15 protein-coding genes and 1 pseudogene are annotated in these 17,235 nt (G+C 68.9%); 6 read left to right on the forward strand and 10 right to left on the reverse strand.

Going from position 1 to position 17,235, the window contains the following annotated elements:
* The first annotated feature begins 147 nt into the window (after positions 1-147).
* Both glyA and G0Q01_RS05115 read left to right on the forward strand, forming a co-directional pair.
* On the forward strand, positions 148-1,443 hold the full coding sequence (gene glyA, locus G0Q01_RS05110; protein ID WP_164193864.1) for a serine hydroxymethyltransferase: 1,296 nt from the start codon (positions 148-150) through the stop codon (positions 1,441-1,443).
* A gap of 220 nt (positions 1,444-1,663) precedes the next feature.
* Positions 1,664-3,286, forward strand: coding sequence for an MFS transporter (locus tag G0Q01_RS05115; RefSeq protein WP_164193867.1), 1,623 nt, complete (start codon positions 1,664-1,666; stop codon positions 3,284-3,286).
* A gap of 4 nt (positions 3,287-3,290) precedes the next feature.
* On the opposite strand, the gene G0Q01_RS05120 is transcribed toward G0Q01_RS05115, so the two are convergent.
* Positions 3,291-4,901: a mechanosensitive ion channel family protein gene (locus G0Q01_RS05120; protein ID WP_235939642.1), complete on the reverse strand. Its 1,611-nt coding sequence runs from the start codon at positions 4,899-4,901 to the stop codon at positions 3,291-3,293.
* Between the two features lie 234 nt (positions 4,902-5,135).
* Positions 5,136-5,789 carry a peroxiredoxin gene (locus tag G0Q01_RS05125; RefSeq protein ID WP_108968151.1) on the reverse strand — a complete coding sequence of 218 codons (654 nt, stop codon included), beginning with the start codon at positions 5,787-5,789 and terminating at the stop codon, positions 5,136-5,138.
* A gap of 169 nt (positions 5,790-5,958) precedes the next feature.
* Between G0Q01_RS05125 and G0Q01_RS05130 the strand changes: the two genes are divergently transcribed.
* Positions 5,959-7,398, forward strand: coding sequence for an aldehyde dehydrogenase family protein (locus G0Q01_RS05130; RefSeq protein WP_164193870.1), 1,440 nt, complete (start codon positions 5,959-5,961; stop codon positions 7,396-7,398).
* A 110-nt stretch (positions 7,399-7,508) separates the two neighbouring features.
* On the opposite strand, the gene lpxK is transcribed toward G0Q01_RS05130, so the two are convergent.
* From lpxK to rbfA, 7 genes are all read right to left on the reverse strand, one after another.
* Positions 7,509-8,495, reverse strand: a complete 987-nt coding sequence (gene lpxK, locus G0Q01_RS05135; protein ID WP_164213054.1) for a tetraacyldisaccharide 4'-kinase — start codon at positions 8,493-8,495, stop codon at positions 7,509-7,511.
* The gene (locus G0Q01_RS05140) at positions 8,495-9,703 is read right to left on the reverse strand and encodes a 3-deoxy-D-manno-octulosonic acid transferase (protein WP_164193878.1); all 1,209 of its coding nucleotides are present in this window, start codon (positions 9,701-9,703) and stop codon (positions 8,495-8,497) included. The genes lpxK and G0Q01_RS05140 overlap by 1 nt, the downstream gene beginning before the upstream one ends.
* A 5-nt stretch (positions 9,704-9,708) precedes the next feature.
* Positions 9,709-9,951, reverse strand: coding sequence for a DUF4170 domain-containing protein (locus tag G0Q01_RS05145; protein WP_108968144.1), 243 nt, complete (start codon positions 9,949-9,951; stop codon positions 9,709-9,711).
* A 118-nt stretch (positions 9,952-10,069) separates the two neighbouring features.
* Positions 10,070-10,876: a 3'(2'),5'-bisphosphate nucleotidase CysQ gene (locus tag G0Q01_RS05150; RefSeq protein ID WP_164193881.1), complete on the reverse strand. Its 807-nt coding sequence runs from the start codon at positions 10,874-10,876 to the stop codon at positions 10,070-10,072.
* Positions 10,863-12,236: a TldD/PmbA family protein gene (locus G0Q01_RS05155; RefSeq protein WP_164193884.1), complete on the reverse strand. Its 1,374-nt coding sequence runs from the start codon at positions 12,234-12,236 to the stop codon at positions 10,863-10,865. The genes G0Q01_RS05150 and G0Q01_RS05155 overlap by 14 nt, the downstream gene beginning before the upstream one ends.
* 59 nt (positions 12,237-12,295) lie before the next feature.
* A complete protein-coding gene (locus tag G0Q01_RS05160) occupies positions 12,296-13,057 on the reverse strand; it encodes a phosphodiester glycosidase family protein (protein WP_370457231.1) in 762 nt (253 codons plus the stop codon).
* Positions 13,054-13,476, reverse strand: a complete 423-nt coding sequence (rbfA, locus tag G0Q01_RS05165; protein WP_108968139.1) for a 30S ribosome-binding factor RbfA — start codon at positions 13,474-13,476, stop codon at positions 13,054-13,056. Before rbfA ends, G0Q01_RS05160 begins: the two co-directional genes overlap by 4 nt.
* Before the next feature lie 147 nt (positions 13,477-13,623).
* Here rbfA and dapB point away from each other — a divergent pair, with 147 nt between their 5' ends.
* Positions 13,624-14,439 carry a 4-hydroxy-tetrahydrodipicolinate reductase gene (dapB, locus tag G0Q01_RS05170; RefSeq protein WP_164193887.1) on the forward strand — a complete coding sequence of 272 codons (816 nt, stop codon included), beginning with the start codon at positions 13,624-13,626 and terminating at the stop codon, positions 14,437-14,439.
* A 117-nt stretch (positions 14,440-14,556) separates the two neighbouring features.
* Here the strand turns inward: dapB and G0Q01_RS05175 are convergent, their stop codons facing one another.
* Positions 14,557-14,781, reverse strand: a complete 225-nt coding sequence (locus G0Q01_RS05175; RefSeq protein WP_164193891.1) for a DUF1674 domain-containing protein — start codon at positions 14,779-14,781, stop codon at positions 14,557-14,559.
* Positions 14,782-14,881: 100 nt separating this feature from the next.
* Between G0Q01_RS05175 and G0Q01_RS05180 the strand changes: the two genes are divergently transcribed.
* Positions 14,882-16,171 (forward strand): RsmB/NOP family class I SAM-dependent RNA methyltransferase, encoded by a 1,290-nt coding sequence (locus G0Q01_RS05180; RefSeq protein WP_164213055.1) that lies wholly within the window; start codon positions 14,882-14,884, stop codon positions 16,169-16,171.
* 177 nt (positions 16,172-16,348) lie between these two features.
* Positions 16,349-17,235: pseudogene (locus tag G0Q01_RS05185) on the forward strand (heparinase); the annotation flags it as partial.

Below are 17,235 nucleotides of genomic sequence, written 5' to 3' on the forward strand. Positions count from 1 at the left end.
GGATGTTCCGAAACAACCACAAGTTTTCCTCCGCCGCCAGAGACGCCGGTGGAGAAACGCAAGCTGTCGCTTTGACATCTTTGCGTTACGCGCGCTTTCAAGTACTCAGGCGCCGGAACTCGAATCCTTGACCCCCGGAGACTGCCCATGACCGCCGCGCCCAGCGACACCGGCTTTTTCACCGAAGAGCTTTCCTCCCGCGATCCCGAACTCTTCGCGTCCATCACCGGCGAGCTTGGCCGCCAGCGCGACGAGATCGAGCTGATCGCCTCCGAGAACATCGTCTCGCGCGCCGTCATGCAGGCGCAGGGCTCGGTGATGACCAACAAATATGCCGAAGGCTACCCGGGCAAGCGCTACTACGGCGGCTGTGACTGGGTCGACGTGGCCGAGAACCTCGCCATCGACCGCGCCAAGCAGCTCTTCGGCTGCGAGTTTGCCAACGTGCAGCCGAACTCCGGCTCCCAGGCCAACCAGGGTGTCTATCAGGCGCTGATCCAGCCCGGCGACACGATCCTCGGCATGAGCCTCGACGCGGGTGGTCACCTGACCCATGGCGCCAAGCCCAACCAGTCGGGCAAATGGTTCAACGCCGTGCAATACGGCGTGCGCAAGCAGGACAACCTGCTGGACTACGACCAGGTTCAGGAGCTGGCCAACGAGCACAAGCCCAAGCTGATCGTCGCTGGCGGCTCGGCCATTCCGCGCCAGATCGATTTCGCCAAGATGCGCGAGATCGCCGACAGCGTCGGCGCCTACCTGATGGTCGACATGGCGCATTTCGCGGGCCTTGTGGCCGGCGGTGAGCACCCCTCGCCCTTCCCGCACGCGCATGTGGCCACCACCACCACCCACAAGACCCTGCGCGGCCCGCGCGGCGGCATGATCCTGACCAATGACGAGACCATCGCCAAGAAGGTCAACTCGGCGATCTTCCCCGGCATCCAGGGCGGCCCGCTGATGCATGTCATCGCCGGCAAAGCCGTGGCCTTCGGCGAGGCGCTGCGCCCCGAGTTCAAGGATTACGCCAAGCAGGTCATCGCCAACGCTCAGGCGCTGTCGGACCAGCTGATCAAGGGCGGGCTCGACACCGTGACCCATGGCACCGACACCCACGTGGTGCTGGTCGACCTACGCCCCAAGGGTGTGAAGGGCAACGCCACCGAGAAAGCCCTCGGCCGCGCGCATATCACCTGCAACAAGAACGGCGTGCCGTTCGACCCGGAAAAGCCGACCGTGACCTCGGGCATCCGCCTCGGCTCGCCCGCCGGCACCACGCGCGGCTTCAAGGAAGCCGAGTTCCGCAAGATCGCCGACTGGATCATCGAGGTCGTCGACGGGCTGGCGGCCAACGGTGAGGACGGCAATGCCGAGGTCGAGGCCAAGGTGAAGGCCGAGGTCGAGGCGTTCCTCAAGGACTTCCCCATCTACCCGACGCTCTGAGCTTCGGTTCGGCGAAAGACCGAGGGGCGGGCCAAAGGCCCGCCCTTTTCTTTTGTTCGACTCCCCGGGACCGTCCGGCGGGTCCCTTCGGCAAATACATGCGCCCGGCATCTATTTTTCCGCCGCCCCCTTGGCGACGCAGCGAAAACCGGCTCTACCTTGGCTGCAGGCCCTTTCGCTTCCGTCGCTTCCACGGGCCGGCGACCAGCCCCCGAGCCAAATGCCCACCAAATCCGCGTCGCCCCTCACCGTCCTGCGCATCCCCGCCTTCCGGGCACGCTGGACCGCCTCCATGGCCTCGAACCTTGGCACGCTGGTGCAGTCGGTCGGCGCAGGCTGGATGATGACGCAGATCTCGGACAGCGATGCCATGGTCGCGCTGGTGCAGGCGGGGGTGACGGTGCCGACCATGCTCTTTGCCGTCTTTGCCGGGACGCTCGCGGACAATTTCGACCGCCGCCGGGTGATGATCGGGGCGCAGCTCTTCATGATGGCCTCGGCCTCGCTGCTCTGCGCGCTGGCCTGGCTCGATATGCTGACGCCCTGGTTGCTGCTGGTGCTGACCTTCCTGATCGGCACCGGATCGACCTTCTTCAACCCGTCGTGGCAGGCCTCGCTTGGGGATATCGTGCCGCGCAATGACCTGCCCTCTGCGGTGACGCTCAATTCGATGGCGTTCAACGCCATGCGCTCGATCGGCCCGGCGATCGGCGGCATCATCGTCGCGGCCGCAGGGGCCGCCGCGGCCTTCGCGCTCAACGCCGTCAGCTACCTGCCGATGATCGCCGTGCTCTGGCGGTGGAAGTCGCCACCGCCCGACAGCAAGCTGCCACCCGAACCCATGCGCTTCGCGGTTGGCTCGGGGCTGCGCTATGTTGCCATGTCGCCAAACCTGATGAACGTCATGGGCCGCGCCTTCGGCTTCGGCTTCGGCTCGGTGGCGGTGCTCTCGCTGCTGCCACTGGTGGCGCACGAAAGGCTGGGCGGAGACGCCTCGACCTTCGGCATCATGCTGGGCTGCTTCGGCGTCGGCGCGGTGATCGGGGCGCTCAACAATGCCCGGCTGCGGGACCATTTCGACAACGAGCACCTGGTGCGCTTCGCCGCCGTCGCCGCGATGGTCGGCACGGCGATCCTGGCGGTGGCGCCGACGCTCTGGGCCTGCCTTCCGGCGCTGCTGCTCAACGGCATGGCCTGGACGGTGGCGCTCTCGCTGCTCAACGTGACGGTGCAGCTCTCGACCCCGCGCTGGGTGGTGGGCCGGGCCATCGCGCTCTACCAGTCGGCCAGCTTCGGCGGCATGGCGGCGGGCAGCTGGGTCTGGGGCTCGGTCTCCGATGGCTGGGGCCTCGGCGTGGCGCTCGGGGGCGCGGCCTGCCTGCTGGCGGTGGCGGCGCTGGTCGGGCTCAAGATGCCGCTGCCCGAGTACAGCGACCTCGACCTCTCGCCGCTCGACCTGTTCAAGGAGCCCGCGCTGCAGCTCGACCTGAAGCTGCGCAGCGGTCCCATCGTCGCCGTGACGCAGTTCGAGATCGACCCGGACGACGTGCCGCAGTTCCTCGCCATCATGGCCGAGCGGCGGCGGGTGCGGATCCGCGACGGCGCGCAGAACTGGGTTCTGATGCGCGACCTCGAGGACCCGCGGATCTGGGAAGAGACCTATCACGTGCCGACCTGGGTCGAATACATCCGCCACAACACTCGCCGCACCAAGGCTGACGGCGGCACTTTCGAACGGCTGATGGCGCTGCACCGGGGGGCCGAGCGCCCGCACACCCGTCGGATGATAGAGCGCCAGTCGATCCCGCGCCGCCGGGGCGGGGTCTACGACTTCAACCTCTGATCGCTCAAGTGTCGGTCTCTTCGTCGTGCCCCTCGTCGCCGGCACGGAACGAGGTCACCCGGTCCTCGCGGGCGTAATAGGGCTCGCCTTCGTCTGGGGCTTTGTCGGGGGCCTTGTCGGCGGGCTTGCCCGCTGTCGCCTTGCCCGCGTCGCCGAAGGGCAGGGCGGCGGGCGCGGCCATATGGACGTGCATGTCGGCCTGCGGGAAGGGGATCGAGATCCCCTCGCGGTCGAAGGCCTCTTTCACCTGCCTTGTGAGATCCCAGTAGACCGTCCAGTAGTCGTCGACCTTGGTCCAGGGACGGCAGACGAAATCCACCGAGCTTGCCCCCAGCGCGTTGACCCGGATCACCGGCGCCGGATCGTCGAGGATCAGCGGGTGCTCGGCGACCACCTGCTCGAGCACCTCCTGGGCCTTTTCGATCGAGTCGCCATAGCCGATGCCGAAGGTCAGATCGACGCGGCGGGTGTCACTGGCGGTTGTGTTGGTGATGACATCGCCCCAGACCTTCGAGTTCGGGATGACGATGACCTGATTGTCGGGGGTGACCACGGTGGTCGAGACGATCGAAACGGATTTCACCGTGCCGCCGGTGCCGGCGACGGTGACGTAGTCGCCCTCGTCGAAGGGGCGGTTGATCATGATCATCAGCCCCGCGGCGAGGTTGCCCAGCGTGTCCTGCATGGCAAAGGCGATGATGAAGGAGGCACCGCCGACCAACGCGAAGAGCGGCGTCACGTCGATTCCAAGGGCGCTGAGCACGATCATCAGCCCGAAGGCGATGGTCAGCCAATAGATCCCCATGACGATGAAAGCCTGCAGCAGCTTCGACAGGTCCGGCACCCGTGACAGTCCGCGCCGCGCCACGCCGCGAACCGTTCGGGCGATGATCATCAAAGCCAGCAGCGCGCCGATGATCACCGCGGCGCGTAGCGCCAGCTTGATGCCGCCATCCTCGTCCGTCGCCCAGTTCACCGCCTGTGCCAACAGGGTGCGCCAATCGGCGCGCTGTGTTTCGTCGACGTGGATCGCAGCGCGGTAGGCGCGGAACTTCGCGACCTCGGCGGCGTCGCCACCCTTGGCTTCGAAACCGTCGACCACGGTCGAGAGGTTTTCGAAGGCGTTGTTGCGCAGCTCCACCAACTGCGTCAGCCGCTCGCGCGGCACCTCCGTCTCGCCCGCGCTTTCCTTGGCGACCACGGCGAGCTGCTCTTCGACCACCGCCTTGGTCATGCCCTTGGCCATGTTCTGCCACGCCAGCGCAAGCTGTCCCATCTCCTCGGCGGTCAGGGGCAACGCGCGGATGGCAAGCTCTTCCGAAGGGATGGAAGGGTCGGTCAGCGCGGAGATCAGCTCCGCATCGCTTTGGGCTGCCAGCGGAGCGTCTGCCGCACCCTTCGCGCCGATCACCTGCTGGCTCGACGTGATCGCCTGTCGGGCGCGTTCCTCGGCGCTGTCGATGGCCTCTTCGGCGGGGGAGGGTGGGCTCTCGGCCTGGCTGCTCTCGGCGGGCGCCGGAGCATCGGCGGTTTCTTGCGCGGCCAGGGCTGTGGCGGCGTGACCCATCAGCAAGACAAGGAGAATACGGAGAAACGGCAGGATCGCGCGCGGCATGCGGACCTCGTAATAATATGTTTTTCAAAGGGCTAAAAGTCTTCGGATCGCTATGCCGCGAGTTTAGCAGGTTGCCCCCGCGAAAGGCACTCCCGGCGGCAAGCCTCGGTCACCGGATATGCGTTCGGCGTTGGTTGCCCGCGGGCCGCAGGGCTCCCGAAACGAAGACACCCGCCGGAGGTCCGGCGGGTGTCGGTCATTTGCAACGGCGGCCGCGTCGGGCCGCGCGCCGGATCACTCCGGGTTTTTGGCGAAGCGCAGGTAGGGCAGCTTGATGTCGAGCGCGCCGTATTTCTCGGAGGCCTGCTCGTCGTTCAGCGACAGGGCGACGATCACGTCCTGGCCGACCTCCCAGTTGGCGGGGGTGGCGAGCGGCTGCTCGTAGGTGCGCTGCAGGCCATCGAGTGCGCGCAGCACCTCGGCGAAGTTGCGGCCCACCGACATCGGGTAGGTCATCATCAACTGCACCTTCTTGTTCGGCGCGATGATGAAGACCGAGCGCACAGTGGCGCTGTCGGCCGGGGTGCGGCCGTCGGGCAGGTAGGCGTCGGCGGGCAGCATGTCGAGCGCCTTGGCGACCTCGAGCCCATCGTCGGCGATGATCGGGAACCCGGCCTCGGCCCCGGCAACTGCCTCGATGTCGCCCTTCCACTTCTTGTGCTCGGCAACGCCGTCAACCGAGATGCCCATCACCTTTGTGCCACGCTTGGCCCATTCGTCCGAGAGCTGCGCCACGGCGCCGAACTCGGTGGTGCAGACCGGGGTGAAGTCCTTGGGGTGCGAGAAGAGGATCGCCCAGCTGTCGCCGATCCAGTCGTGCAGGTCATATTCGCCCTGATCGGTGGTCACGTGAAGGTTCGGAATGGTGTCGTTGATGCGCAGAGCCATGGGAATATCCTTTCCTGTCCGACTGATCGGCTTGGGGTCTCGCGAAATAGATACGGGCCGGACCCACGATGTAAAGAGCCCGCTTGCGGAGGTCGCGGCGCGGTGACACTCTGCCGCCAGAAATAATTTGATCAAATTCCGACTCAAAGACAGACCAACGGAGACCAATATGATCGAGAAGCGCCAGTTCTACATCGACGGCCAATGGGTGGACCCGGCCAAGCCGCGCGATCACGCGGTGATCAACCCTGCCACCGAAGAGCCCTGCGCGATCATCTCGCTGGGAGATCAGGCCGACACGGACGCCGCCGTCGCCGCCGCCAAGGCGGCGCTGCCGGGCTGGATGGCGACCCCGGTCGCCGAGCGCATCGGCTACGTCGAGAAGCTGCTCGAGGTCTACAATGCGCGCGCCGAGGAAATGGCGCAGGCGATGACGCTCGAGATGGGCGCGCCGATCTCGCTTTCGCGCGCGGACCAGGTCGGGGCCGGCACCTTCCACCTCACCAACTTCATCCGCGCCGCCAAGGAATTCCCCTTTGAGCATTCCCTGCGCGAAGACCTTCCCGAGCACCGGATCATCCACGAGGCAGTCGGCGTTGCGGCGCTGATCACCCCGTGGAACTGGCCGATGAACCAGGTCACGCTGAAGGTCGGCGCCGCTGCAGTGGCCGGCTGCACCATGGTGCTGAAACCCTCCGAGGAAAGCCCGCTCGACGCCATCCTCTTTGCCGAGATGATGCATGAAGCCGGCTTCCCCAAGGGCGTCTTCAATCTCGTCAACGGCGACGGGACCGGTGTCGGCTCGCAGCTGTCGTCGCATGTGGACGTGGACATGGTCAGCTTCACCGGCTCGACCCGCGCCGGCCGGGCAATCTCGAAGGCCGCCGCCGACACGCTGAAGCGCGTGCACCTCGAGCTCGGTGGCAAGGGCGCGAACCTCGTCTTCGCGGACGCCGACCCCGAGGCGGTGAAGCGCGGCGTTCTGCACATGATGGAAAACTCCGGCCAGAGCTGCAACGCGCCGTCGCGGATGATCGTCGAGGCGCCCTTCTATGACACGGCGGTCGAGCAGGCGGCGCAGGCCGCAGAGGCGGTGAAGGTTGCCGATCCGCAGCAGGAGGGCGATCATATCGGCCCGGTGGTCAACCAGACCCAGTGGAGCAAGATCCAGGACCTCATCCAGAAGGGCATCGACGAGGGTGCGCGGCTGGTGGCCGGAGGACTTGGCCGTCCTGAAGGGCTCAACAAGGGGTTTTACGTGCGCCCGACGGTTTTTGCCGACGTGACCCCGGAGATGACCATCGCCCGCGAGGAGATTTTCGGCCCGGTGCTTTCGGTGATGAAGTTCGAGACCGAGGAAGAAGCGGTGCGCGTCGCCAATGACACGCCTTACGGGCTGACCAACTACGTCCAGAGCTCCGATGCGGCGCGGGTCAACCGTTTGAGCCGTCTGCTGCGCTCGGGCATGGTGCAAAACAACGGCACCGGCCGCGCTGCGGGCGCGCCCTTCGGCGGCATGAAGCAGTCGGGCAATGGCCGCGAGGGCGGATCCTTCGGCATCCTCGACTTCCTCGAGGTGAAGTCGGTCAGCGGCTGGGCCGCCGAGTAAGCCGCTTCTCTACTCGCAGACACGGATGACGCGGCGCTCTTCACGGGCGCCGCGTTCGTGTTTGCCGCCGGACGCCACGGGCGGGAGTAACTGCAGAACGATGAACGGCCTCATAGCCCGAGGGTTGCCAGCGCGGTGTCCAGCGGCGCGGGTTCCCTGAACCGCAGGCGTACCGGCAGGCTCAGCACCTTGGGGCGGAAGGACTCGGGCAGGCGCGCGGCGTCCTTCTCGGTGGTGACGAGCTGCGCGCCCAGCATCTGCGCCTCGCGCTCCAGCCGGGTCAGCAGCGCGGTGGTGAAGGGCTGGTGATCGTCCAGCGCCTCGGCCCGGACGATATTCGCGCCAAGGCCCCTCAGCGTGGCAAAGAACTTCTCGGGATGACCGATCCCGGCAAATGCCAGCGCCGGAAGATCCTGCCAGTCCATGCCGGTCTGCAGCGGCTCCAGCGCGCCGCGCAGGCGAGGCAGGGAGATCGCGCTGCCCCATTGGGCGTCGAAGCCGCGCTGTGCCTCTTCCCCGCCGATCGACAGCAGAAGGTCGGCGCGCTTCAGCCCCGCGCTCACCGGCTCGCGCAGCGGCCCGGCGGGCAGGCAGCGGCCGTTGCCGAAGCCGTATCGGGCATCCACCACGACGATAGAGAGATCCTTGGCCAGTGCCGGGTTCTGCAGCCCGTCGTCGAGGATGATGACCTTGGCCCGCGCGGCAACGGCGGCGCGCGCCCCGGCGGCGCGGTCGCGCGCCACCCAGACCGGGCCGAAGGCGGCAAGCAGCAACGGTTCGTCGCCGACCTCTGCCGCGCTGTGGCGGCGCGGGTCCACCTGCACCGGGCCGGTCAGGCTGCCGCCATGCCCGCGCGAGACCACATGTGCCCCGACCTCGCGCAGCCTCTCCAGCAGTGCGATCACCGTGGGGGTCTTGCCGGTGCCCCCGGCGTTGATATTGCCGACGCAGATCACCGGCACGGGAACCCTCTCGCCCGGTCCCGAGGCGACGCGCCGCGCCGTGGCGCGGGCGGTGAGCGCACCGAGCGGGGCGAGCAGGCGGGCCTGCCAGGCGGGGGCGCCCGGGGGCGTCTGCCAGAAGCTAGGAGCGCGCATCAGGCGACCTCGTCTTCGTCGAGCCAGCCGCAGGCCAGAGCGATCATCTCGTCGGTCAGCTCTGCGCCCTGGGTGATCACGTCCCAGCCCGCATGCGCCATGGCGGCGGCGCGGTCGGGGGCCACAAGCTGGCTGAGCGCCCCGGCGAGCGAGTCGAAATCGCGTACGATCCGCGCCGCACCGGCCTCGGCCAGCAGTGAATAGGCGGGCAGGTGGCGCCCAACGTTGGGCCCGTAGAGCAGCGCGATGCCATGGGCGGCGGCTTCCATAGGGTCCTCGCCGCCGTGGCCGTTGACCAGCGAACCGCCAAGGAAGGCCACCGGCGCAAGCCGGTACCAGAGTCCGAGCTCAGAGGCGTCCTCGGTGACCAGCACCTGGGTGTTCTCATCGGGCATCTCCCCCGCCTCCCAGGCGCAGAGGCGCAGGCCCGACTCCCGGGCAACCTCGGCCACTGCGGGCGCCAGGTCGTGGGTGGCGGGCACGAGAACCAGCATCAGCCGGTGCGCGAGGCGCACGGCGCGCTTGTGGGCGTGGAGCACCTCCTCGGCCTCCTGGGCGCTGCGCAGCTTCGCCGCGAGCCAGATTGGCCGGCCGGTGAGCACCCCGGCCATTTCCTCGTAGAGCTTCTCGTTGCAGTCGAGCGGCGGGGCGCTGTCGGTGAGCGGACCGAGCGTCGGCATGACGCTCTCCTCGACCCCAGCGCGGCGGAGGCGGCGACGGGCCGGCTCGTCCACCGGGCAGATGCGATCAAAAAAATGCAGCGTCGCGGCGGTGGGATCGGGCACCCAGCTGGGCGCGGGGCTGGTCCAAGGCGCGTCGCGCGCGTCGAGCAGCACCAGCCGAGTGCCGATCTGTTGCAGCCTCTGCAGCAGCGCCGGGCGCAACTCCTGCCCGGTCCAGAAGCCGAGCTGCGGGCGCCAATGCGCGACGAAGGCGGCGATCTCGGACGGACTCTCGCCGGGCAGATCGGCATGCAAAGCGCCCTCGGGCGCGTGGTCGGGCTCGCCGGTGATTAGCAGCCCCAACTCGGGACGCTGGATTTTCATCCGGGTTGCCAGCGCCGAGAGGGCCCGGGCCGAGCCCGGGCCTCCGGCGTGCAACCAGAGCAGCGTCCCGTCGGGCCGGGCGCGGGGCGCCGAGCCCGGCGTCGCCCCGCGGCCACGCGCATAGGCCATGTAGGCCGACAGGGAGAACGGCCTGCGCGCCATGGGTGTCAGCCGAGTTCTTCGGTCGCGGAGACCTCGGTTTCCTCGTCCCGCAGGCGGTGGATGTGGGCGATGAAGTAGCGCATGTGGGCGTTGTCCACGGTGCGCTGCGCCTCGGCCTTCCAAGCGTCGTAGGCAGAGGCGTAATCGGGGAACATGCCGACGATGTGGATGTCGTTCACGTCCTTGAAGACGGACTTCTCGGGGGTGACGAGCTCGCCGCCGAAGACGAGGTGGAGACGTTGGGGCATGGGGGGTCCTTTCCCGTACAGACGCGCGCAACCTACTTTCTGCACCCGCAGCGTCAAGATTCTACCGCAGGTCAGCGTTACGCCGCTGGTTCACATGTCTATGGAAGGCTCGGAACGATCAAAGCGCCAGCGTCAGCCGCCCCATGATGTCGGCGTGCAGCGCCGGGTTGGCGGCGACCACTCCGGGATGCTGCGGATGGCGGGCGTTGAACCTTAGCGGGCGCCCGAGCCGGTCCGTGACCCTGGCCCCGGCTTCCTGCAGCAGCAGCGTTCCGGCAGCGATGTCCCACTCCCAAGTCGGGCGAAAGGTCAGCATGGCATCAAAGCGCCCCTCGGCCACCAGCCCCAGCCGATAGGCGAGCGAGGGACGATGCGCGCGGCGGATCGGCGGCAGCGGAACGCGCCAGTAGGGGCTGTCCATCACCGGTCGCGGGGCCAGGACTTCGGCGTCGTCCAGCGTGCCGGTCAGGGTGGTGCGCAGCGGTACGCCATTCAGCACCGCGCCCTGTCCGAGCGCGGCGCTATAGAGCAGGTCCCGCTTCGGAAGATAGATGGCGGCTGCGGTGATCACGCCGTTTTCGGCCACCGCCAGCGAATGCGCCCAGGTGTCCTCTCCGGCGATGAACGAGCGGGTGCCGTCAATGGGATCGACGATGAACACCCGCTCGGCGGCGCGGCGCGCGGCATTGTCGACGCTTTCCTCCGACAGCCAGCCGTAATCCGGCTGGGCGCTGCGCAGCAGCTCTTCGAGCCGGGCGTTGACCGCGAGATCGGCGGCGGTCACGGGGCTGCCGTCGGCGGCCTTGTACCGGACATCAAGCGCGTCCCCGGTGAAGGAGAGCGCAATCTCGCCCGCCGCGCGGGCCGCGCGCTCGAGCAGCGCGCGATCGGCGGCGTGACCCGGAGCGGGATCACTCGCCGGCAAGCGTCAGCCCCTCGACCAGCAGCGAGGGCACGACCCGCGACAGCCAGGGCCGGGCGTCGTTCGACGGCACCAGCGCGCGCAGCATCTGCCGCAGGTTGCCAGCGATGGTGACCCCCGAGACGGGATAGGCGATCTCGCCGTTTTCCACCCACCAGCCCGCGGCGCCGCGCGAGTAGTCGCCGGTGTTGGGGTTGATCGTCGCGCCGATCATCGACGTCACCACCAAGCCGCGGCCCATCTCGGCGATGAGCTGCTCGGGCGATTTGTCGCCCTGCGTCAGCTCGAGGTTCCAGGCGGTCGGCGAGGGCCCCGACGAGGTGCCGCGCGCGGCGTTGCCGGTGGGTGCCATGCCCAGCTTGCGGGCGGTGGCGAGATCGAGCGACCATCCCGTAAGCACGCCATCCTTGACCAGCGCGCGGCGCTGCGTCGGCAGCCCCTCGGCATCGAAGGGGCGCGAGCCCGAGATGCGCGGGCGGTGCGGGTCCTCGATCAGCGAGATGCCGTCCGGCAGCACCGCCTCGCCGAGCGCGTCGCGCAGCCAGGACCCGCCCCGCGCCACCGAAGCGCCGTTGGCGGCGGCCACCAGGTGACCGATCAGCGAAGACGCAATGCGCTCGTCAAAGAGCACCGGGTAGGCCCCGGTCTTCGGCTTGCGCGGGTTCAGCCGGTCGAGCGCCCGGGTCGCGGCGCGGTGACCGATTTCGGCGGGGCTGCGCAGGTCGGACTGGAACGTGCGGCTGTCGCCGTCGTAGTCGCGCTCCATTCCCAGCCCGCTCCCGGCGATGGCAACGCAGGAGGTCGAGCGGGCGGTGCGCGCATAGCCTCCGGCAAAGCCGTTGCTGGCCGCGAGGAACACCCGCTGCGCGTCGTAGGAGGCCGAGGCCGACTGCACCTGGCTCACGCCCTCGACCGCCAGCGCCGCCGCCTCGGCTTCGAGGGCATCGCGCTGCAGCGCATCGGGCGCGGGGTCGGCGGACGGATCCGCCAGCTCGAGTGCATCCAGATCCCAGCCGGTCGCCAGCTGCGATGGATCGGCAAGCCCGGCGAAGGGATCCTCGGGCGCCTCGCGCGCCATCGCCACGGCGCGTTCGGCCAGGGCCGCCAGCGTCGCGGGCTTCACATCCGAAGTCGAGACCACCGCGCTGCGCTGGCCAAGCAGCACGCGCAGGCCGACGTCGACGCCCTCGGAGCGCTCGGCGTGCTCCAGAGCGCCGGCGCGCACGTCGATGCTGAGCGAGGTGCCGTCGATGGCAATGGCGTCCGCCGAGTCTGCGCCGGCCTTGCGCGCGGCCTCGAGCAGCTGCGCGGTCAGACCCTGCAGGTCCCGGGCCGCCGGGTGGTTGCGCTCTGTGCCGTCCATGTCGCCTCCGGTATGTCGTCAAGTTGATTTGGTAGGCCGCGGAGCTTGCTCCAACCGCCTTACTCGGCCGGAACCACCACGCCGATGAGCGGCCCAAGCGTCCGGCCAATGTCTGTCCTGCCGGCCTCCGGCGCGAAGAGCCGCGAGACGTTGCCATCGAAGAACAGCGCGTTGGGCATCTTCAGCCCGTCCCGGAACAGCGTGCCGAACTCGTAGAAGCTCACCGGCTCCTCGGAAATGGCAAAGACCAGCGTCTTGCCGTCGGCCGTGGTGCCGACCCCGTTGCGGATGTAGCGCGAGTTGCTGTCGGGCAGGAAGCGCGGGTGCAGCTCGCCGTCGATCACCAGCATCGGCCCCGACTGCGTGGCATAGCGGCAGTCGGGCTTGCGGGTGAGAAAATCGCGGGTCTCATACACCTGTGCCTCGCCCGCGCCGATGCAGAGCACGCCGTTCGGCAGCATGCCGAAATTGCCGGGCCCGGGGCTGGAGATGACGCGCATCTCCTCCTGGCCGTTCTCGACGTAATGGCCGACCGGCGCGCGGTCCTCGTGGTACATGCCGGCGTTCATCGCAAAGGCCAGCCTCTCGCCCTTTTGGCGCAGCGCGGCGTCGAGGGTCGAAAAATGTCCCCAGACCGTGCCGTCGGGCGCGCGCAGGAAGGTGCGCAGGTCCTCGTCGGCGCCCACGGTGCAGAGCGTGTAGCGCTTGCCCTCGTGGCTGGCACCCTCGCAGCTGACGGCCCCCGCTTGCGACGGCAGCAGCGAGGGGAGCAGCGCCGCAGCCGCAAGCGCCAGCGCAGTGAAGCCCGCGCGAAGCCTCACGCGTCGTCGTCCCCGTCCGCGTCCTGTCCCTCGACGTCGCGGCGCACGGCCTCCTGCGAGAACAGGCGGCGGGTCTCGTCGAGCCGGTCGAAGGTCTCATCGTGGCGGAAGCGCAGCTCCGGCGCGTATTTCAGCGTCAGCTCCTTCGAGACGAGGCGGCGCAACTCGGATTTGTTGCGCTCGAGCAGCTCGAACATATTGCCTTCCTGCTTGCCGCCGAGCGGCACGACATAGGCGGTTGCAACCTTGAGATCGGTAGAGACCCGAACCTCGCCGACGGTGATCGAAAGCCGGTTCAGCTCGGGGTCGTGCACCTCGCCGCGGTTGAGCACGTCCGCCAAGGTGCGGCGAATGAGTTCGCCGACACGAAGCTGTCTCTGGCTGGGGCCGGAGCCCTCGTGGAATCTGTTCTTTGCCATGGCGCAGACATAGGCGCCTTGCGCGGATTTGCCAAGAACGCGAACGCATAGCGGTGCCGGCGCAGGGAGGCGGCGCGCCGACATCGCCTTTGCCATCGGCAGCGCAGCAGAGTATGCCCTGCGGGAAACTCAGGATCGGAGAGCAAGATGTCGGAACTGCCGGGGGTTGTCGTCACGGGCGTGTCGGGACGGATGGGCCAGATGCTGGTGCGCGAGGTGCTGGCCAGCGACAAGCTGAAACTCGTCGGCGCCGTCGAGCGGAGCGGCAACGACTGGGTGGGCCGCGACCTCGGCACCTGCATGGGCGGCACCGAGCTTGGGCTTTCTGTCAGCGACGATCCGCTCGAGACCTTCGCCAAGGCGCAGGCGGTGCTCGACTTCACCGCTCCCGCGGCCACCGTGCAGTTCGCCGAGCTGGCGGCGCAGGCCCGTGCCGTGCACGTGATCGGCACCACCGGCCTCGAAGAGAGCCATCTCGAGAAAATCCGCGCTGCGGCCCGCCATGCAGTGATCGTGCGCGCCGGCAACATGAGCCTCGGCGTCAATCTGCTGACCAAGCTGACCAAGCAGGTCGCGGCGGCGCTCGACGCGGATTGGGACATCGAGATCGTCGAGATGCACCATAACCGCAAGGTCGATGCCCCGTCGGGCACTGCGCTGATGCTTGGCGAGGCGGCGGCCGAGGGCCGGGGCGTGAGTCTCGCCGAGGCTTCGGACCGCGGTCGTGACGGCATCACCGGGGCGCGCGAGCGCGGCGCAATCGGCTTTGCTGCGCTGCGCGGCGGCGACGTGGTTGGCGAGCACGAGGTGATTTTCGCTGCCGCCGGCGAGCGCATCACCCTCAAGCACATCGCATCGGACCGCGCGCTCTTTGCCCGCGGCGCGCTGAAGGCGGCCCTCTGGGGGCAGGACAAGGCGCCGGGCGAATATGACATGCTCGACGTGCTCGGCCTCGGCGACTGACGCCGCACCCGGCCGAGAGCGCGGGAGCGCCTCCGGCGGACGTATGCAATAAAGAGAAGAAAGGGGGGCCGTTGCCCCCCCCAACGCGCGTCAGTGTGTTCTCGAGCTGACCGGCGATCAGAAATCGATCGCGATGCCCTTTTTCTCCCAATCGCCGTAGCGCGCCGGGTCGAGTCCGTCGCGGCCGCCATACTCCTTGGCGCGGGGATCCTTGGCCAGCGCCTCCTCGGCGGCCTTGCGGCGCTCGGCGGCCTCGGCCAGCGCCCGCTGCGCGGCAGCGGGAAGCTCCGTGGGAAGCTCGGCGGGGTTCTCGGTGTGATCGGGGCTGGTGTCGTCGCTCATGGCCATGCCCTCCTCGGGCGTGCTTTCCTTGCGTGGGTCGGCTTGATATAGGCCCGTGGATCATGCGCGGGCAAGACCCGCAGGTTTGCGGAGTGGTCCCATGGCAGCCAAAGGCGCGGAAAAAACGGAAGCAGCGAGCCCGGCACGGGCGGCGGCGGTGGCGCTGCTCGGGCAGGTGCTGGGGCAGGGGCGGCTGCTCAGCGAGGCAATGCAGGGCGGGCCCTTCGTCAAGCTCGAGGCTTCGGAGCGCGCGGCGGCGCAACGGCTGGCCACCGGCGTGCTGCGCAACCTGGCGCGCTGCGACCAGATGCTGAAGTCGCGCCTGCGCAAAGCGCCGCCGCTCTTCGTGCGCAACGTGCTGCGGCTCGGCACCTATGAGCTCTGCACCGGTGGCGCGGCGCATGGCGTGGTGAACGATTGTGTCAGCCTGATTTCGGCGGACCGCAAGACCAAGACCATGTCGGGGTTGGTCAACGCCATCCTGCGCCGCCTGTCGGAAGAGGGACCGGAGCAATGGGCGAAGCTGCGCGCGCCGCGGCTGCCGCGCTGGCTGCGCGAGCCGCTGGCCGCGGCCTGGGGCGGCAAGGCGGTATCGGCCATGGAACGCGCCCACGCCGCTGGCGCGCCGCTTGACATCACCGTGACGTCGGATGCCGAAGGCTGGGCCGCGAAGCTGGGCGCCGAGCTCTTGCCCACCGGCTCGTTGCGGCTGGCCGAGCCGGGTCAGGTTTCGGCGCTTCCGGGTTTCGACGAAGGCGCCTGGTGGGTGCAAGACGCTGCCGCGGCGATGCCCGCCAAGCTGCTTGGCGACGTGGCGGGGCTGGCGGTGCTCGACATGTGCGCGGCGCCGGGTGGCAAGACCCTGCAGCTGGCGGCTGCAGGGGCCGAGGTCACCGCGCTCGATCTGTCGGAGAGCCGCATGGCGCGGATCACGGAGAACCTGCTGCGCACCGGGCTAAAGGCCGCGACGGTTGTCGGCGACGCGCTGAAGGCGGAGGGCAGCTTCGACGCAATCCTGCTCGACGCGCCCTGTTCGGCCACCGGCACCATACGCCGCCACCCCGACCTGCCGCATGCCAAGCAGGGCGAGGGCATCTCCGAGCTCATCGGCTTGCAGGCGGCGATGATCGACCACGCGCTGCGGCTGCTGAAGCCGGGCGGCCGGCTGGTCTTCTGCACCTGCTCGCTGCTGCCGGACGAGGGCGAATGCCAGGTCGAAGAGGCGCTGTCGCGCCATGACGGGCTGACCGTGGCACCGCTCGAGGCCGAGTGGATCGAGCCGGCGTGGCGTTCCGAAGAGGGCGGGCTGCGGCTGCGCCCCGACTACTGGCCCGAGCGTGGCGGCATGGACGGCTTCTACGTCGCCGTGCTGCAGGCGCCCGCGGGCTGACGCCGCGCTGCGGCCCGTTGGCTTCGGGCCGCGGGCCGCGCCAGCCGTTGCGCGCAGGCCGCAAACCCGGCGCGACGGGATCGCGTTTGCGCGATTCCGGGCGCTTGCCCGGTGACTTGCGCCGCCGCGAGGTCTACCCTTGCCGCAAAAGCCCCGAGGCGGGCGGAAGGGCAGGGCATGGTAGATATGGCGAGCTGGTCGGTCACCGCCACGCAGTTTCTCAACCGCGTGCATTCGCGGCTCGCCGCGCGCGCGGGCAGCGCCACTGCCTTTGTCTCGCAGCCCGAGCCGCGCACCACCGGGCAACTCGCCCGGGGCCGCCAGCTTTGCGCCGGCAACCTGATGTTCGCCGGCTACCTTGCCGAGGGCAAGGGCGCGATGATCTGGGACATCGAGCTCGAGGACCGCGCCTGGCAAGAAGAGATCCATGCCTTCCGTTGGCTGGACGATCTCGCCGCACTGGGTGATGCGGAGGCGCGCAAGCTGGCGCAGGACTGGCTGATGGGCTGGATCGCGCGCTACGGGCGCGGCAGCGGTCCGGGCTGGGTGCCCGAGCTTGCCGGGCGGCGGCTGATCCGCTGGATCCACCATGCGCTTTTCCTGCTGCGCGGCATGAGCGCCGAGGACTCGGCGGCCTTTTACCGGGCACTGGCGGCGCAAACGCGCTTTCTTGCCAAGCGGCGCGGCGCGGCCCTGCCGGGGCTGCCGCGCTTCGAGGCGCTCACCGGGCTGATCTACGCCGCGCTCTCGCTCGAGGGGATGCGGGCCTATCTCGATCCGGCGCGGCAGGCGCTGGATTCGGAATGCAGCCGGCAGATCGACGTGGCGGGCGGCCTGCCGACACGCAACCCCGAGGAATTGCTGGAGGTCTTCACCCTGCTCACCTGGGCGCGGGCGGCGCTGGAGGAGGCCGACCTCGAACCCGGCGGCGCGCATCTCAACGCCATCACCCGCATCGCGCCGACGCTGCGCGCGCTGCGCCATGCCGACGGCGGGCTGGCGCGCTTTCACGGCGGCGGGCGCGGGGCCGAGGGGCGGCTCGACCAGGCGCTGGCGGCCTCGGG

It is taken from the genome of Salipiger sp. PrR007 (genome assembly GCF_010499845.1).
In the GTDB taxonomy this organism is placed as follows: Bacteria; Pseudomonadota; Alphaproteobacteria; order Rhodobacterales; family Rhodobacteraceae; genus Salipiger; species Salipiger pacificus_A.

Coding starts and splice junctions, on each gene's coding strand:
- G0Q01_RS05175 (WP_164193891.1), bottom strand. CDS start 14,781: ATGAGCGACGACACCAGCCCCGATCACACCGAGAACCCCGCCGAGCTT.
- lpxK (WP_164213054.1), bottom strand. CDS start 8,495: ATGCGCGCTCCTAGCTTCTGGCAGACGCCCCCGGGCGCCCCCGCCTGG.
- G0Q01_RS05180 (WP_164213055.1), top strand. CDS start 14,882: ATGGCAGCCAAAGGCGCGGAAAAAACGGAAGCAGCGAGCCCGGCACGG.
- G0Q01_RS05155 (WP_164193884.1), bottom strand. CDS start 12,236: ATGGACGGCACAGAGCGCAACCACCCGGCGGCCCGGGACCTGCAGGGT.
- G0Q01_RS05130 (WP_164193870.1), top strand. CDS start 5,959: ATGATCGAGAAGCGCCAGTTCTACATCGACGGCCAATGGGTGGACCCG.
- G0Q01_RS05125 (WP_108968151.1), bottom strand. CDS start 5,789: ATGGCTCTGCGCATCAACGACACCATTCCGAACCTTCACGTGACCACC.
- G0Q01_RS05115 (WP_164193867.1), top strand. CDS start 1,664: ATGCCCACCAAATCCGCGTCGCCCCTCACCGTCCTGCGCATCCCCGCC.
- G0Q01_RS05145 (WP_108968144.1), bottom strand. CDS start 9,951: ATGCCCCAACGTCTCCACCTCGTCTTCGGCGGCGAGCTCGTCACCCCC.
- rbfA (WP_108968139.1), bottom strand. CDS start 13,476: ATGGCAAAGAACAGATTCCACGAGGGCTCCGGCCCCAGCCAGAGACAG.
- G0Q01_RS05140 (WP_164193878.1), bottom strand. CDS start 9,703: ATGGCGCGCAGGCCGTTCTCCCTGTCGGCCTACATGGCCTATGCGCGT.
- dapB (WP_164193887.1), top strand. CDS start 13,624: ATGTCGGAACTGCCGGGGGTTGTCGTCACGGGCGTGTCGGGACGGATG.
- glyA (WP_164193864.1), top strand. CDS start 148: ATGACCGCCGCGCCCAGCGACACCGGCTTTTTCACCGAAGAGCTTTCC.
- G0Q01_RS05120 (WP_235939642.1), bottom strand. CDS start 4,901: ATGCCGCGCGCGATCCTGCCGTTTCTCCGTATTCTCCTTGTCTTGCTG.